Origin of the sequence: Streptomyces diastatochromogenes (genome assembly GCF_002242805.1) — a bacterium.
In the GTDB taxonomy this organism is placed as follows: Bacteria; Actinomycetota; Actinomycetes; order Streptomycetales; family Streptomycetaceae; genus Streptomyces; species Streptomyces diastatochromogenes.
The window spans coordinates 31,356-44,242 of record NZ_MCGQ01000027.1; the positions used below are offsets into that span (position 1 = coordinate 31,356).

The window sequence follows — 12,887 nt, forward strand, 5'->3', positions numbered from 1 at the left end:
GTGATGACGCTCCTTGCGGGAAGTTCCGTCCGTGCCCGGCCGGTTCAGATGACGCCGTCGGTGCGCAGGTCCGCCGTGTCGGCCGCGCTGTACCCCAGTTCAGCCAGGATCCGCTCGGTGTGCTCGCCCACGGCGGGGACGGCGTCCATCCGGGGACTGGTGCCGGCCAGGTCCACCGGCGGCAGCAGCGCCGGGGCCGTCGCTCCCCCGGAGGTCCGCACGTCCCGCCAGCGCTCGCGGCCGGCGAGCACGGGGTGGGCGAGGAAGCCCTCTACGTCGTTGACTCCGGAGTTGGCGATGCCGGCCTCGTCCAGCGCCTTCATCGCCTCGGCGCTGCTCGACCGCGCGAACCGCTCGGCCAGCAGGGCGTCCAGCTCCGCCCGATGGGTCACGCGGTCGGCGTTGGTGGCGAAGCGCGGGTCGTCGACAAGGCCGGGAGCTTCGAGGAACCGTTCGCACAGGGCGGCCCATTCGTGTTCGTTCTGGACGGAGAACAGGACGTCCTTGCCGTCGGCGGCGGTGTGGGTGCCGTAGGGGGCGATGGTGGCGTGCCGGGTGCCGAGCCGCGGAGGCTGGGTGCCGCCGAAGCGGGTGTAGTGGGCCGGCTGGCTCATCCACTCCGCCAGCGCCTCGAACAGCGACACCTCGACCGCGCGGGCGACGCCCGTGGTGGCCCGGGTGAACAGGGCGGTGAGGATGCCGGAGAACGCGTACATGCCGGCGGCGATGTCGGCGATCGAGATGCCGACGCGGGCGGGCCCGTCGGGGCCTCCGGTGAGGGAGACCAGGCCGGTCTGGCACTGCACCAGCAGGTCGTAGGCCTTGCGGCCGGCCCACGGCCCGCTGGATCCGTAGCCCGTCACGGAGCAGGGAACGAGGGACGGGAAGCGCCCGGCGAGCGCCGCCGCTCCGAAGCCCATCCCGGCGGCCGCGCCCGGGGCCAGGTTCTGCACGAACACGTCGGCCCGGGTGAGGAGTTGCTCTAGGATCTGCCGCCCGGCGTCCGACTTCAGGTCGAGTGTCAGGGACTCCTTCGAGCGGTTGAGCCAGAAGAAGTAGCTGGAGTCGCCGTGCACGGTCGTGTCGTAGCGGCGGGCGAAGTCGCCTCCTGAGGGGCGCTCCACCTTGATGACCCGGGCGCCGAGGTCGGCCAGCTGCCGGGTGGCGAAGGGGGCCGCCACCGCCTGCTCGACGCTGACGACGGTGATGCCGTGGAGCGGCAGGTCTTCCGGGGGTTCGGTCATGCGGTGACCTCCAGGCGGGTTTCTGTCCCTGACCAGGCAGTACCATCATGAAGACTCATGGCAGGCGGAGTGAAATAGCAATACGTGATCGAGCCATGCGCACCGCGGATGGCTCCGGAGGAAGCGACCGTGGACGTCAGACAGCTCAAGGCCCTGGTCACCGTCGCCGAGGTGGGCAGTGTCACGCGGGCCGCCGAGCTGCTGCACCTGGTGCAGCCCGCGGTCACCCGGCAGATCCGCACGCTGGAGCAGGAGCTGGGCGTCCCCCTCTTCGAGCGCACCCGCCAGGGCATGCGGCCGACGGAGGCCGGCGCGATCATGGTGGACCGCGCCCGCCGCGCCCTGAACGAACTGGAGCGGGCCCGTGCCGAGGTGCGGCCGGCTCCCGGTGTGGTGACCGGCATCGTCACGGTCGGCCTGCTCGAGAGCACCGCCGAGCTGCTGGCCGAACCGCTCGTACGTGCCGTGGCCCGCGACCACCCGGGCATCGAACTGCGCCTGATGACCGCCTACTCCGGGCATCTGCAGCAGTGGCTCGACGACGGGGACCTCGATCTGAGCCTGCTGTACAACCTGGACAGCACGCCGTCGCTCAACGCCCGTCCGCTGGTACGGGAACACCTGTGGGTGGTCGCTCCCGCGGCGGCCGGTCTGCGGGCGGACCGGCCCGTCCCGTTCGCCGAGGCCGCCGCCCACCCGCTCGTGATGCCCGCCTCCGGTCACGCGCTGCGCGCCCTGATCGACGCCGCCGCGGGACGGGCCGGGGCCGAGCTGGACGTCGCCGTCCAGACCAACTCCATGCGGGTGCAGAAGCAGCTCGTGCTGGCCGGGCACGGCTGGACCGTACTGCCCGGCGTCGGGATCGCCGAGGACGTCGCCGCCGGCACGCTCAGCGCCGCGCCGCTGTCCGAGCCGGACGTGTGGCGCTCGATCGTCCTCGCCACGCCGAGATCCGGGCGGACGCCGCCCGCCGTGCAGGTCGTCGCGCGCGAGCTGGTGCAGCGGATCCGCACGGAGGTGACCGGCGGCCGCTGGCTCTCCGCCCGGCTCCAGGAAACCGACGCCACCGAGCAGTAGTCATACGGGCAGCGCATACCGCGATCACGGTTTTCTATTGTTCCGCGCCATCCATCAGCACTCATGATGGGCGGCATGAACGAGACACCCGTTCCCGCCCCGCCCTCCTGGCAGGAGGACGTGTTCGCCGCCCTGAAGAACCGCGGGATCCAGCAGATCGCCTACGTGCCGGACGCCGGCCACTCCCATGTGATCGACGAGGCGCGGCGGGACCCCGGCATCCACGACGTGGTGCTGACCACGGAGGAGGAGGGCGTCGCCGTCGTGAGCGGCGCCTGGCTGGGCGGGCAGCGGGCGGTGCTGCTCATGCAGAGCAGCGGGGTCGGCAACTGCGTCAACATGTTCTCCCTGCTGGAGATGGGCCGGTTCCCCTTCCTGACGCTGGTGACGATGCGCGGCGAGTACGCCGAGTTCAACCCCTGGCAGGGGCCCATGGGCCGGACCACCGGGCAGGCGCTGGAGCTGATGGGCGTCACCGTCCTGCGCGCCGACTACCCGGACGAGGTCGGGGACACCGTCGAGGCGGCCCTGGACTCGGTGTTCGGGGCCGGTGAGCGCGTCGCCGTACTGCTCGGACAGAAGCTGATCGGCCGCAAGAAGTGGGAGCGCAACGGATGACCGCCACGCCTGTACGACTCGATCGGCGCAGGTTCGTCGCCGACCTGATCGCCCGCCTCCCCGAGGACGCCCTCGTCGTCACCGGGCTCGGCTCGCCCAGCTACGACGTGTTCGCCGCCGGAGACCGGCCGGGCACCTTCTACCTCTGGGGCGCCATGGGCGGCGCCGCCCCGCTCGCCCTCGGTCTCGCCCTCGCCCAGCCGGGCCGCCCGGTCGTGGCGGTCACCGGCGACGGCGAACACCTCATGGGCATCGGCACGTTGGCCACGATCGGCGCCAAGCTGCCGCCCAACCTGACCCTCGTGGTGCTGGACAACGCCCACTTCGGCGAGACCGGCATGCAGCCCAGCCACACCGGCCTCGGCACCGATCTCGTCGCCGTCGCCCAGGGCTTCGGCATCCGCGGAGCCGTACGGATCACCGACCCGGCGCAGACCGAGGACCTCGCCACCCGGATCAAGGCGCGCGCCGCGACCACGTACGCGCAGGTGCTGATCAGCACCAGCGAGCCGCCGCGTGCCCTCCCCCCGCGCGACGGCGTCGCGAACAAGAACTCCTTCCGCGCGGCGCTCGGCCTGAGCAGCTTCTGATCCGGCGGTGCGAGCATGCCTTCCGCATCCCTCCCGCTCGGCTCCTACGTGGAGTCGTGGAATCCCGGTCCGCTCACGGACGAGGACGCCCTGCACCCGGGTCCGGCAGCGGCCGTGTCCGCGCTCCTGGACCTGCCCGACTCCGTCGCCACGTCCGGGGACCCCCTGCCGCCCCTGTGGCAGTGGTTCTACTTCCTGCACTGGCCCGCCCAGCGGCAGCTCGGCCCCGACGGCCATCTGCGCGACGCGCGGTTCCTGCCGCCCATCCCGGATCGGCAGCGGATGTTCGCCGGCGGCCGCTGCGAGATCACCGAGCCGCTGCGCCTCGGCGAACCGGCCGCTCGTGTCAGCAGCCTGACCGCGGTGACGGCCAAGCGCGGGCGCACCGGAGAGCTGCTGTTCGTCACGGAACGCCAGGAGTTCCGGCAGTACGGCCGCACCTGCCTGGTCGAGGAACAGGACATCGTCTACCGGTCGGGGCGCGGCGCCGGGCAGCATCCGGCCGCGCTGGACGACCGGGCCGTCCCCCTGGCCGAGGGCCCGTGGCAGTTGCGCCTGCGGCCGGATCCGACGCTGCTGTTCCGGTTCAGCGCCCTCACCGCCAACGCACACCGCATCCATTACGACGCCCCGTACTGCCACGACACGGAGGGCTATCCCGGTCTCGTGGTCCACGGCCCCCTGCTGGCGCTGCTGATGCTGGAGTCGGTCCGCAGGAACGCCCCGGAGCGCCGGATCCGGTCCCTGTCCTACCGGCTGCACCGGCCGGCGTTCGCCGGCGAGCACCTCCTGGCCGTCGGCACGCCCTCCGCCCGACAGGCGCAGCTGTGCGTCGCGACACACCGGGAGGCCCGGCACGCATCCGCCGAGGTGACGTTCACCTGAAGCAGCGGCGCGGCGACCTGATCACTCGGCCCGTGCGGCGAGTGCCGCGGTGCGCTGATCGAGCCGCTTCAGAGCGACCTCGCCCCACCGGAGATTGTCCTGCTCCAGGGACAGGCCGCGCAGCAAGGTGAGGTAGGGGCCGATGCGTTCGGCGGTGCCGAAGTACTCGTCCTCGGTACGTCCGGCGAGCAGGCGCTCGCGGGCTCGCTCGAAGCGGACGACCTTGGCGGCGGCCAGTTCCATGCGCTGGGCGATCGCCGCACGCACGGCCTGGAGATCGCCGACGTCGACGCACTGGACCTTGACCAGCAGTTCGTCCCTGATCGCGGTCGGCTTGGCGGGAGGCTCGGTGGTGTAGGCGTGCACGGCCGCATACCCGGCCTCGGTGAGCGAGAAGAGCCGCTTGTTGGGCCTGCGCTCCTGCTGGACGAAGCGAGCGGCGACGAGGCCCTCGCTCTCCATGCGCTCCAGCTCCCGGTAGATCTGCTGCGGGGTGGCCATCCAGAAGTTGGCGACCGAGGACTGGAACCCCTTCGCGAGGTCGTACCCGGACGCCTCACCCTCCAAGAGCGCGGCCATCACCGCATTGCGCAGAGCCATGACCGCCAATTTAGCACCGGATGGGAATATTCAAAAAGTTGCATATTCCCATCCGGTGCCGAGGGGGGGTTCAGCCGGGGTTCAGCGGGGGTTCAGCGGCATCAGGCCGGAACCGCGGCCCTCTCCGGTTCACCGGCCTCGTGCGGGATGCGGTGCAGGCCCTTGCGGTCGTAGAGGCGGGTCATGCCGAATCCGAAGAGGCCGGCGGCCAGGAGACCGACGCCCAGCATGATCCAGCCGCGGGTCAGGCCCGCGTCGCCCTGGGCGCCGTAGTACAGGATCGACCGGACGCCGCCGGTGATCTGCCGCAGGGGCTCGAACTCCGCGAGGAAGCGGTAGAAGCCGGGGAGCGCCTGGACCGGGGTCGTGGCTCCGGCCGTCGGGACCGCCATCGCGATGTAGAACAGCGTGACCAGGAGCATGCCGGGGGTGCCGAACACCGCGATCAGGCTCAGGGCACCGATCCCGCAGACCGCGATCGCCGCCACGGAGTACAGCCACAGCAGCGGCAGGTGGGATGCGTCCATCCCCATGAGTCCGATGGCTCCCGCCATGACGAGACTGGCCATGACGATCGAGAGGCCGATCATGAGGGTGCTGCTGATGGCCAGCGTCTGCACGCGCGTCGCGCGCACCAGAGGGTTGTGCTTGCGCAGCGGGCCCATGTCGTTGTGGGTGTAGCCGAGGGCGTGATCCACCTGGCCGCCGATGACGTTGGCGGAGAGCATGCCGCACACGACGAGGACGAGTGAGTAGTAGAACGCCGTCAGGCCCAGACCCGAGTGGGAGTCGAGCGGGTGACCGTCCTCGATGTGCACGGCGGCGGGATCAGCCAGCAGGAGGCGCGCCGCGGTGGGCAGCTGGGTCTGCGCGGCAGCCGCCTTGGAGGTCGCACCCTGGGCCCTCGGGGCCTTGGCGCCCTTGGCATGCGCAGCCTTCGCAGCCTTGGCCTGCGCCGCCTTGACGGCCTTGGCCTGCGCGGCCTCGACCTGCCTGGTGAGGTCCTTGCCCACGGAGACGGAGGCACTCTGGGCGGCGGTCGTCGTCGCCTGTCGGGCCAGACTGGAGCCCAGGCTGCCCGCGGACTGGTTGGTCAGCACGGTCAGCGCGGGGCGGACCGGTGTCCCGTGCGAGGTGGTGGTGAGCGCCGCCACGGAGGCACTGAAGTCACGGGGAACGACGAGGGCGCCGTACAGCTTGCCCTTGCCGAGTTCCTTCTTCACCTCCTTCTCGTCCATCACCTTCCACTCGATCTTGTCCCCGCTCGCCCTGGACTTCTCGATCGAACCGGTTATCCGCGCACCGAGGTTGACCTCTTTGCCGCCGACGGTCGCGCCCTTGTCGGCGTTGACCAGTCCCACGGGCAGGTGGTGCATGTGGCCGGGCGGATCGATGTTGGCGCCGACGTAGAACACGGCGAACAGGATCGCCAGGACCCCCACGATCACGCCGTTGGACATCCACAAGGGTTTGGAACGCAGCACCCGGAAGGGACGTGCGGTAGAGGTCATGACTCAACTCCGGTAGTCAACAAGAAATCAGCGAATTCCCTCGGTGGGCACGGCCACCGGGAGCAGGTCGGGTCGCTTGGCCTGCCGTCCGTCACCGGAGGACCGGCCGCGCACCCGGCGCAGGATCCATGGCCCCAGGAAGGAGCCGACCCAGCGCACTTCCCCACCGACGGCGCGCCGTCCCGCGCGCGCTGCCGGAGCGGGGAGCGGGGGGCGCGTCCAGCTGTCGTCACTGCCGGGCACGCCGAGCGCGTGCGCGACAGCGGCGGCGATGAGCGCGTGCCCCCGGGGACTGGCGTGCAGCCGGTCCGCGCTCCACATGCGCGGATCTGTCACCACGGGGTGGTGGGAGGCGTCGACCACGACGACGTCGTGACGCCGAGCGGCCTCCTTGATCCGGTCGTTGAGCGCGACGACCCGGTGGCTGACCGGTCGGGCGAGCGGGGCGATGCGGGCGGGATCGGGGAAGGTCAGCGTCGCGACACGGGCGCCCTGGGCGCCGAGCGCGGCGAACATCGACTCCAGATGCCCGGCCACCGCGTCCACGTCGACGCGGGGGCGCAGCAGGTCATTGACGCCGGCGACGACCGTGGCGAGGTCGGGCCGCAGCGCCAGTGCGGGCGCGAGCTGCTCGGCATGGACCTGCCCGGCGAGCCGTCCGCGTACCGCGAGGTTGGCGTACCGAAGACCCGGACTGCTCCGCGCGACCGTTTCGGCAAGCCGGTCGGCCCAGCCGCGCAGAGCTGTCGCGTCGTCGCCGTCGCCCACCCCCTCCGTCTGGCTGTCGCCGAGCGCGACGTACCGCAGATATGCGCCGTCCGACACGGTCGACCACCTCTCACCACGCGATTAGCCAACGAATGACCTATGTGCATTGTTGACTATACAGTGGAGCGCGAGCGTCGCCGTGGGCGGACCGTCAGCGGAAGGCCGCGTGACCCGTCAGCGCCTGGCCCAGCGCGAGGGTGTGCATCTCGGTGGTGCCTTCGTAGGTGAGGACGGACTCCAGGTTGTTCATGTGCCGGATCACCGGGTACTCCAGCGAGATGCCGTTGGCGCCGAGGATCGTGCGGGCGGTGCGGCAGATCTCCAGGGCCTCGCGCACGTTGTTGAGCTTGCCGAAGCTGATCTGCGCGGGCTGGATGCCCGGCCCGTCCTTGAGGCGCGCCAGGTGCAGGGCCGTGAGCGTGGCCTTGTGCAGTTCCAGGGCCATGTCGACGAGCTTCTGCTGGGTGAGCTGGAAGGCGGCGAGCGGCTTGCCGAACTGCTCGCGCTGGGCCGCGTACCGGGCGGCCGCCTGCCAGGCCGAGCGTGCCGCGCCCGTGACGCCCCACACGATCCCGTAGCGAGCCTCGTTCAGGCAGGTCAGAGGCGCGGACACGCCGCGCGCACCGGGCAGCTGCGCGCTCGCGGGGAGCCGTACGCCGTCCAGGACCAGTTCGCTGGTGACGCTCGCCCGCAGCGACATCTTGTGCTTGATCTCGGGCGCGGAGAAGCCGGGCGTGGCGGTGGGGACGAGGAAGCCGCGGATGCCGTCGTCGGTGCGCGCCCAGACGATCGCCATCTCGGCCACCGAACCGTTGGTGATCCACATCTTGCGGCCGTCGAGGATCCAGTCGCCGCCGTCGCGGCGGGCCCGGGTCCGCAGGGACGACGGGTCCGAGCCGTGGTCGGGCTCGGTCAGACCGAAGCAGCCGATGGCCTCACCCGCCGCCATCCGCGGCAGCCACTCCCGCTTCTGTTCCTCGCTCCCGAACCGGTGGACGGCGAACATCGCGAGGGACCCCTGCACGGAGACGAACGACCGCAGCCCCGAGTCACAGGCCTCCAGTTCGCGGCAGGCGACGCCGTACGCGAGGGCGGACATGCCCGCGCAGCCGTATCCCTCCAGGTGCATGCCGAGCAGGCCGAGCTTGCCGAAACCCCGGGCGAGTTCCGGCAGGTCGGGCAGCTCGCCGCGCTCGAACCAGTCGGCGATGTGCGGCTCGGTCCGCTCGGCGCAGTACCGGCGGACGGTGTCGCGTACGGCCCGCTCCTCGTCGCCCAGGAGGGCTTCCAGACCGAGCGGGTCGGCGGGATCCAGCACGGGGAAGGGCATCGTCAGTCTCCCTGGGGGTGCAGGAGGCGGGCGATCTCCGCCTCGTCGTAGCCGAGTTCGGCCAGCACGTCCTGGCTGTGCTGGCCCAACGTGGGCGGCGCGGTCCGCACGGGCGGGCGCTCGCCGCCGAAGTTCACCGGGAAGGCGACCTGCCGGAGCGGGCCGACGACAGGGTGGTCCGCCTTCTGGACGATGCCGAGCGCCTCGGTCTGCGGGCAGTCGTAGACCTCGTCGAGCGTGCGGATGGGGGTGACGGGCACGCCCGCCGCCTTCAGCAGGCCGCACCAGTGGGCCACGCCGGCGCCGGCCAGCACCGCGTCGAGTTCGGTGTTGAGGGCGCGGCGGTTGTCGACCCGGTCCCGGTTGGTGGCGAACCGCGGGTCGTCGGCCCACTCGGGGTGGCCGAGGACCGCGGACAGCTCGCGGAACTGGGCGTCGTTGCCGACCGCGATCACGAAGTGCCCGTCGTCGGCGGGATACGCCTGGTACGGCACCAGGCTCGGATGCCCGGAGCCGAGCCGTACGGGCCGCTCACCGGTGGCGAAGTATCCGGTGGCCCAGTTGGCGTGCAGGGCGAGCAGCGACTCGTACAGCGAGGTCGTGACGTACTGCCCGCGGCCCGTCCGCTCGCGCTCCACGAGCGCCGAGGTGACGCCGATGATCCCGAAGAGAGCCGCGCCGAGGTCGCCCATCGCGTAGCCGGCTCGTACGGGCGGTCCGTCGGGCTCGCCGGTCAGGGACATCAGGCCGGCGGCGGCCTGCGCCACCATGTCGTAGCCGGGTTCGTCGCGCAGCGGACCGCTCTCGCCGAAGGCGGAGATGTGCAGCACGACCAGGCGCGGGTAGCGCTCGCTCAGCTCGCGGTGGTCGAAGCTGCGGGCCAGCGAGCTGCCGGGGCGGAAGTTCTCGACGACAACGTCCGCGGTGGCGATCAGCCGGTGCGCGGCCTCCTGCCCTTCGGGGGACTTGAGGTCGAGGGTGACGGAGCGCTTGTTGCGGTTGGCGGCCAGGAAGTACGTGGCGTCGGGGCCCTGGAACGGCGGGCCCCAGCCACGCGTCGGGTCACCGCCGTCGGGGTGTTCGACCTTGATGACGTCGGCACCGAGGTCGGCGAGTGACATCGTGACGTACGGTCCGGCGAGGATCTTCGACAGATCCACGACACGGGTTCCGGACAGGGGCTCAGGCATCTGCGGCCTCCTTGGCGTCGGTCAGCGGCACCTGTCCACCGTCGGCCACCTCGGCGAGGCGGTCCAGGGCGGGCCGGGGCAGCGCGTCGGGGTCGTCGAGGAGCGCGCGGTAGGTGTGGGCGACGAGCAGCTTGCGGGCGTTGCCGGTGGCCCACCACTCGTGGTCGCCCTGCTCCAGGAGCAGCGTCGCCATGACGGCGCGGCTCAGCTCGTCCGCGTACCGTCCGATGCGCATCTCCTGTTCGTCCGCGGGGAGTTCGAGGATCGCGTCGCCCTTGGTGCGCAGGGCGTGCCACAGGTCGCCGAGCCGGGTGCCGTAGGTGTCGGCGAGGGTGTGGTGGGCGTCGGTGCGTCGCATGCAGCGCAGGACGTCGAGCGCGATGACGTTCGAGGAGCCCTCCCAGATCGAGCCGAGGTGGGCGTCGCGCAGCAGCCTGGGGTCGACCCAGTCCTCGATGTAGCCGTTGCCGCCGCGGATCTCCATCGTCTCGCCGGTGACGGAGCGGGCCCGCTTGCACAGGGTGTACTTGGCGAGCGGTGTGAGGATCCGCACCAGCTCGCGGGCGGCGCCGTCGCCCCCGTCCGCGGCGTCGAGGCGGGCCGCGGCCTCGAGTACGAATCCCAGCGCGGCCTCCGCGTCGAGCAGCAGGGGCAGCAGGGTGGCCCGCATCAGCGGCTGCTCGAACAGCGGCCGGCCGAAGACCTCGCGCCGGCGGGTGTGGTGCACGGCTTCGCGTACGGCGCGGCGCATGAGGGCGGTGGCCCGCATCGCGTTGGACAGCCGGGAGACGTTGAGCATCTCGGCCATCTGCGCGAAGCCTCGGGTGAGTTCACCGACGGGAGTCGCGTACGCGTCCTCCAGGGTGACCTCGCCGCTCGGGATGGACCGCGAGCCGAGCTTGTCCTTGAGCCGGTCGATACGGATCGCGTTGCGGGAGCCGTCCGGGCGCAGCCGCGGCACCAGGAACATGCCGAGCCCTCGGGTGCCCTCACCCTGGCCGGGCACGCGCGCCAGGGTGAGGACGACGTCCGCGCCCGGGTTGGAGGCGAACCACTTGCGGCCGTTCAGGGTCCAGTGCGTGCCGTGGTCGGTGGCGGCGGTCGCCGTCAGGCCGACATCGGTGCCGCCCTCCCGTTCGGTCATGAACATCGCCCCGGTGGCACGTCGTCCGGGGTCGGTGGAGGTGAGTGCCGTGATCTCGGCGGCGTACCGCTCGGGGTCGAAGAGACGCAGCACGCGCGCGGCGGAGTCGGTCATCGACAGCGGACAGGCCATGCCGAACTCGGACTGGACATAGAGGTACGACAGCGCGTACTTGACGGTGTGCGGGGTCTTCGCGGGCCAGCCGTGCACGCCGGGGCGGTGGGACATGGCGGCGAGTCCGAAGCGTTCGTAGGCGATCTCGGCCAGCCGGTCGTGGGCCGGGTGGAAGTCGATCGCGTCGATGCGCTCGCCGTCCGGCGCGTACGGGCGCAGGCGCGGCGGGTTGGCGTCGGCGATCCTGGCCTGCCGGTCGATCTCGCCGGCCGCGAGCGCACCGAGTTCGACGAGGAGCGGTTCGACGCGGGCACGGTCGTCGGGGTCGAGGACCCGGTCCAGCAGGGGACGCAGGGCCGGGTCCTGATCAGCGAAGTTCATCGCGGTGGTTCTCCTGGAGAGATGGGCCTGAGAGAGAAGGGCCTGCTCAGGCCACGGTTGTGGCGGGTTCCGGGGAGAGCGCCGGAGCCGTCTGTCCGGTGCGGGCGAGCAGCGGGAGCACGCCCGCGACCGTGATCACGACGTATCCGAGGCCGAGGGCGACGACGGACCAGATGGAGCCGGTGGCGGTGAGCAGGTACTGGGAGACGATCGGGGCGGTCCCGGCGAACAGGGCCGTGCACGCCTGGTACGAGAGGGACATGCCGGTGTAGCGGACCTCGACGGGGTAGACGCGGGCGAGGATGCCGGCGAGCGCCGCGTAGTACATGGCGTGCGGGAAGGTGGCGAGGGCCATGCCGAGGACGGCGAGCCAGAAGTTGCCGGTGCCGACAAGGACGAACATCAGCGGCAGCAGCACGAATTCGGGCAGCAGCATCCACAGCACGGCCTTGCGCAGCGGCCATCTCGCGGCGAGGACCGCGCCGAAGGGCTGCACCAGTACCTGGACGACGAGGGCGAGCGAGATGACGGTGAGGAAGGTGGACTTGTCGAAGCCCAGATCGGCGGTCGCCCAGGACAGCGCGAACGTCGTCTTGACGTAGGTGATCGCGACTCCGGCCGTGCCCGCGAACACACCGAGCAGGACGAGCAACGGGTAACTGGAGAGCACGTCCTTGACGGGGAGTCGGGAGGTCCGCTTCCGCTCCAGGACGGCGGCCATCTCGGGGGTCTCGGCGAGCCGCAGCCGGATGAACAGGCCGACGGCGACGAGAACGGCGGAGGCGAGGAAGGGGACGCGCCAGCCCCAGGACTCGAAGGCGGCGTCGGGGAGCTGGACGATGCCGAGGAAGGCGAGCGTGGCGAGGAGGTTGCCGACGGGGGATCCCTGCTGGGCGAAGGCGCCGTAGAGCAACTTCCGTCCGGGCGGGGCGAATTCGGTGGCGATGAGCACGGCACCGCCCCACTCGCCGCCCATGGCGATGCCCTGGATCAGCCGCAGCAGCACCAGCAGGATCGGGGCGGCGGCGCCGATCTGCGCGTATCCGGGGAGCAGCCCGACGCAGAAGGTGGCGCCACCCATCATGGTCAGGGTGACGACGAGGGCCTTCTTACGGCCGCGGCGGTCGCCGAAGTGCCCGAAGACCAGGCCGCCGAGGGGGCGGGCGAGGAAGCCGATCCAGAAGGTGGCGAAGGCGGCGAGGGTGCCGACGGCGGGCGAGGCGTCGGCGAAGTAGACCTTGCCGAGGACCAGCGCGGCGGCCGATCCGTAGATGTAGAAGTCGAACCACTCGATGGTGGTGCCGATGAACGCGCTGATCCCGGCGCGACGCGCGGCACGGGTGGAGGGGCGAGCGGCGGAGGGCCCGGCGGTTGGGGTTCCGGGGGCGGGGGTTCTGGGGACAGGGGTGTCTTGCTGCATGACGAGCGTCCTCTC

Annotated in this window: 12 protein-coding genes; 4 read left to right on the forward strand and 8 right to left on the reverse strand. The window is 71.4% G+C overall.

Annotation, left to right across the window (positions count from 1 at the left end; all coding sequences use genetic code 11):
• Positions 1-44: 44 nt before the first annotated feature.
• Positions 45-1,244 carry a CaiB/BaiF CoA transferase family protein gene (locus BEK98_RS29215; protein WP_094219687.1) on the reverse strand — a complete coding sequence of 400 codons (1,200 nt, stop codon included), beginning with the start codon at positions 1,242-1,244 and terminating at the stop codon, positions 45-47.
• Between the two features lie 129 nt (positions 1,245-1,373).
• On the opposite strand from BEK98_RS29215, the gene BEK98_RS29220 reads away from it, so the two are divergent.
• From BEK98_RS29220 to BEK98_RS29235, 4 genes are all read left to right on the forward strand, one after another.
• Positions 1,374-2,321, forward strand: coding sequence for a LysR family transcriptional regulator (locus tag BEK98_RS29220; protein WP_094219798.1), 948 nt, complete (start codon positions 1,374-1,376; stop codon positions 2,319-2,321).
• A gap of 75 nt (positions 2,322-2,396) precedes the next feature.
• Positions 2,397-2,939 (forward strand): phosphonopyruvate decarboxylase, encoded by a 543-nt coding sequence (locus BEK98_RS29225; protein ID WP_094219688.1) that lies wholly within the window; start codon positions 2,397-2,399, stop codon positions 2,937-2,939.
• The gene (locus tag BEK98_RS29230) at positions 2,936-3,529 is read left to right on the forward strand and encodes a thiamine pyrophosphate-dependent enzyme (RefSeq protein ID WP_094219689.1); all 594 of its coding nucleotides are present in this window, start codon (positions 2,936-2,938) and stop codon (positions 3,527-3,529) included. The genes BEK98_RS29225 and BEK98_RS29230 overlap by 4 nt, the downstream gene beginning before the upstream one ends.
• Positions 3,530-3,544: 15 nt before the next feature.
• The gene (locus BEK98_RS29235) at positions 3,545-4,414 is read left to right on the forward strand and encodes an HTD2 family dehydratase (RefSeq protein WP_094219690.1); all 870 of its coding nucleotides are present in this window, start codon (positions 3,545-3,547) and stop codon (positions 4,412-4,414) included.
• Between the two features lie 21 nt (positions 4,415-4,435).
• Here BEK98_RS29235 and BEK98_RS29240 read toward each other — a convergent pair whose 3' ends face one another.
• The 7 genes from BEK98_RS29240 to BEK98_RS29270 form a co-directional block, all read right to left on the reverse strand.
• Complete coding sequence (locus tag BEK98_RS29240; RefSeq protein ID WP_094219691.1) at positions 4,436-5,014, reverse strand: PadR family transcriptional regulator; 579 nt, start codon at positions 5,012-5,014, stop codon at positions 4,436-4,438.
• Between the two features lie 101 nt (positions 5,015-5,115).
• The gene (locus BEK98_RS29245; protein WP_094219692.1) at positions 5,116-6,525 is read right to left on the reverse strand and encodes a DUF3533 domain-containing protein; all 1,410 of its coding nucleotides are present in this window, start codon (positions 6,523-6,525) and stop codon (positions 5,116-5,118) included.
• Between the two features lie 27 nt (positions 6,526-6,552).
• Positions 6,553-7,350 (reverse strand): SGNH/GDSL hydrolase family protein, encoded by a 798-nt coding sequence (locus BEK98_RS29250; RefSeq protein WP_094219693.1) that lies wholly within the window; start codon positions 7,348-7,350, stop codon positions 6,553-6,555.
• Between the two features lie 94 nt (positions 7,351-7,444).
• Complete coding sequence (locus tag BEK98_RS29255) at positions 7,445-8,623, reverse strand: acyl-CoA dehydrogenase family protein (RefSeq protein ID WP_094219694.1); 1,179 nt, start codon at positions 8,621-8,623, stop codon at positions 7,445-7,447.
• Between the two features lie 2 nt (positions 8,624-8,625).
• The gene (locus tag BEK98_RS29260; protein ID WP_094219695.1) at positions 8,626-9,813 is read right to left on the reverse strand and encodes a CaiB/BaiF CoA transferase family protein; all 1,188 of its coding nucleotides are present in this window, start codon (positions 9,811-9,813) and stop codon (positions 8,626-8,628) included.
• The gene (locus BEK98_RS29265) at positions 9,806-11,452 is read right to left on the reverse strand and encodes an acyl-CoA dehydrogenase family protein (protein WP_094219696.1); all 1,647 of its coding nucleotides are present in this window, start codon (positions 11,450-11,452) and stop codon (positions 9,806-9,808) included. Before BEK98_RS29265 ends, BEK98_RS29260 begins: the two co-directional genes overlap by 8 nt.
• Positions 11,453-11,498: 46 nt before the next feature.
• A complete protein-coding gene (locus tag BEK98_RS29270) occupies positions 11,499-12,872 on the reverse strand; it encodes an MFS transporter (protein WP_094219697.1) in 1,374 nt (457 codons plus the stop codon).
• Positions 12,873-12,887: the final 15 nt, after the last annotated feature.

Excerpts from the sequence above, each read along its gene's own strand:
- BEK98_RS29215 (WP_094219687.1), bottom strand. The coding sequence starts at position 1,244 with ATGACCGAACCCCCGGAAGACCTGCCGCTCCACGGCATCACCGTCGTC.
- BEK98_RS29225 (WP_094219688.1), top strand. The coding sequence starts at position 2,397 with ATGAACGAGACACCCGTTCCCGCCCCGCCCTCCTGGCAGGAGGACGTG.
- BEK98_RS29230 (WP_094219689.1), top strand. The coding sequence starts at position 2,936 with ATGACCGCCACGCCTGTACGACTCGATCGGCGCAGGTTCGTCGCCGAC.
- BEK98_RS29235 (WP_094219690.1), top strand. The coding sequence starts at position 3,545 with ATGCCTTCCGCATCCCTCCCGCTCGGCTCCTACGTGGAGTCGTGGAAT.
- BEK98_RS29240 (WP_094219691.1), bottom strand. The coding sequence starts at position 5,014 with ATGGCTCTGCGCAATGCGGTGATGGCCGCGCTCTTGGAGGGTGAGGCG.
- BEK98_RS29245 (WP_094219692.1), bottom strand. The coding sequence starts at position 6,525 with ATGACCTCTACCGCACGTCCCTTCCGGGTGCTGCGTTCCAAACCCTTG.
- BEK98_RS29255 (WP_094219694.1), bottom strand. The coding sequence starts at position 8,623 with ATGCCCTTCCCCGTGCTGGATCCCGCCGACCCGCTCGGTCTGGAAGCC.
- BEK98_RS29260 (WP_094219695.1), bottom strand. The coding sequence starts at position 9,813 with ATGCCTGAGCCCCTGTCCGGAACCCGTGTCGTGGATCTGTCGAAGATC.
- BEK98_RS29265 (WP_094219696.1), bottom strand. The coding sequence starts at position 11,452 with ATGAACTTCGCTGATCAGGACCCGGCCCTGCGTCCCCTGCTGGACCGG.
- BEK98_RS29270 (WP_094219697.1), bottom strand. The coding sequence starts at position 12,872 with ATGCAGCAAGACACCCCTGTCCCCAGAACCCCCGCCCCCGGAACCCCA.